The following is a 2,544-nucleotide window of genomic DNA, read 5'->3' on the forward strand; positions in this document are numbered from 1 at the left end:
CCCCATATCTGTTTTGATAACCTGAAATGAATCCACTATGAATAATGTAGGATAGAATTCCTTTGTTGCCAAAAGCTTTCAAGTTCTTATTTCAAAATTATTACAAAAACCGATTATTTATATCAATTCTAAATAATAAAATTTATTTTTTCCTTCCGAATAATGAAAAGTGAACATACCTTTTAGGATTCAATCTTAAGTCTATCAATAAAGAATCTGCACTTCCTACCGTGTTCAACAAACCGTCATATAACTGTTTGTCATTGAGAAGCAACCCTAATGTATTATCGTTATTATTCAACTTATTCGTAATACTTTGCAAACCCAATAATGTAGAATCGACCGAAACTACAGTTTTCTTCAAATCCAATTCATTCAACCGGGATGAAAACTCATTTACATTTTCTGTTATACCGGTAACATTCGCTAAAATAGGAGGCATATCCTTATCCATAATATGAGAAAGTTTTTTAGAAGAAACCTCTAAATCGGCAGTAATACGATTCAAATGATCTATTGATTCGGATAAAGCCGGATTGGTCACGATTGCCTGTATTCCTGTAAGAATAGTATCTATTTTAGGGAGCATGGCTGTTAATTGCGGGAGTACATTATTTTGAATACTGCCCAACATATCGGGAGCATTCTCTCCTATCAACACATCACCTGCTGAATGATAAGTACTTACGTATTTATTTAACCGCAAATCGATTGTTGCCGTACCCAAGAAATCAACCATTAACACAGCTTTGCTTCCCGAAGGAACTTTCAATTGATTATCCAAACTCACTTCAACGGTTACAGTTCCCGGCTTATCATAATTATAATTAATCTCCCGCACCAAACCGACTTTAAAACCATCGATCACAACAGGGGTGGAAACGGTTAATCCTGTTACATTTTTATACTCTATGTAATAATAATTGGTAGGCTTCATCAAATTAATGCCCTTCAAATACTCTATACCTACCACCAAAATAGCAGCACTTATCAACACGGCAAGTGCAATTTTGACCTCTTTTGTAAAAAGCTTTTTCATATTTTAATCTCTAAACACTGCATCCCGGCATAATCCATTAAACAAGTTCATTGTTTCTGCTCCTCGATCTGCAGTTTATTTTAATATCTCCGTTCGTCTTTCATTTCACTTTTACACCATCCTTAAAAGAAACAATAAAAGCGTCTTTAAATAATTTCCGAACTCTCGGTAATTCTTGTAACAATTTTTTTCGATCGGTTGTTTCCCCATAAGTATATTTATATAATCCGTTTTCCCGATAATATGACACAGGAGAAAGACCTTTAAAACAGGAATTCTTTTCTCCGTACTTTTTAGGTGAAACCATGATCTGTATTTTATATACAATTTCGCTACCGGAAGATACCGAACTCCTTTCCGAATCTGTTTTTGTCACGACAATTGTTCGATTCTCACTCTGAAGCGACGAATCCGTCTTTTCTTTTGCACCATTTCTGCTTACGACAGCACCTTGTTTTCGGTCACAATCCGATTTATAGTCACAAAAGGCATTATAAATAGATTTTGCCATCTGCAACTGTCCCTTTTCCGACGCAAGATAAGCCTCTTCATTTCTATTGGATATATACCCTACCTCTATAAGGACACTCGGCATACCCGTATTACGCAATACAAGAAATCCTGCTTGACGCACCCCCCGATCAACTCTTTTCGCCAAATTCTTAAACTGCCTTTGTATAGAAGAAGCAAGATTAATGCTTTGTTCAAGATGTTTATCCTGCAAAAACTCAAACATAATATAAGATTCGGTAGAGTTCGGATCAAAGCCTTCATAACGTTTAGAGAAATCATCTTCCAGAAGAATTACCGAATTTTCCCGTTTAGCTACCCTCAAGTTTTCTTCTGTTCTCGCCAAACCTAAAGTATAGGTTTCTGTCCCGTAAGCGGAACGATTTGTGGCAGAATTGGTGTGTATAGAAATAAAAAGATCGGCCTTAACACGATTTGCAATATTCGCTCGTTGCTGTAATTCTACGAAAATATCACGATCACGAGTATATACAACCTTTACATCTGGATGATTTTCCCGAATAAGTGCACCTAATTTCAAAGCAATACCCAAATTTATATTTTTTTCCCGGATTATTCGTCCTATTGCTCCCGGATCTTTCCCTCCGTGTCCGGCATCAATCACGACAACAAATTTCTTTCCCGAAGCCTGAGTATATGCAGAAAAAGGGAATAGAAAAAGAGCAATAAAAATATATAAACAAAACCGACATATAGATTTCATCATCGTAATCTGCTGAATAAAACAGACAACTGTCAAAAAATTCGAGCTATCTGTATATATCACTTAACTTGCAGTCACAAAGATAAAAATAAAAGGATATAAAAGAGGTTAAAGGTTTATGATTTTTTATCTCAAGCATCAATTTACAATATAAAAGACCTCTATATCTGAATAAAAATTCTATTTTTGCTTTTCGAAAAAGAGAGAAACAAAATGATAAAAAAAAGAGTATCGGAATTTCTTATTATTTGTATTATCGGATGTATATGGG

General features: G+C 34.9%; 2 protein-coding genes. Both read right to left on the minus strand.

Annotated features, from left to right (window positions below; genetic code table 11):
• Positions 1 to 142 precede the first annotated feature (142 nt).
• Complete coding sequence (locus tag AC1WHX_RS11815; RefSeq protein ID WP_022389958.1) at positions 143 to 1,039, minus strand: MlaD family protein; 897 nt, start codon at positions 1,037 to 1,039, stop codon at positions 143 to 145.
• Between the two features lie 100 nt (positions 1,040 to 1,139).
• Positions 1,140 to 2,273 (minus strand): N-acetylmuramoyl-L-alanine amidase family protein, encoded by a 1,134-nt coding sequence (locus AC1WHX_RS11820; protein WP_423766815.1) that lies wholly within the window; start codon positions 2,271 to 2,273, stop codon positions 1,140 to 1,142.
• Positions 2,274 to 2,544: the final 271 nt, after the last annotated feature.

It is taken from the genome of Coprobacter sp. (assembly GCF_982436375.1).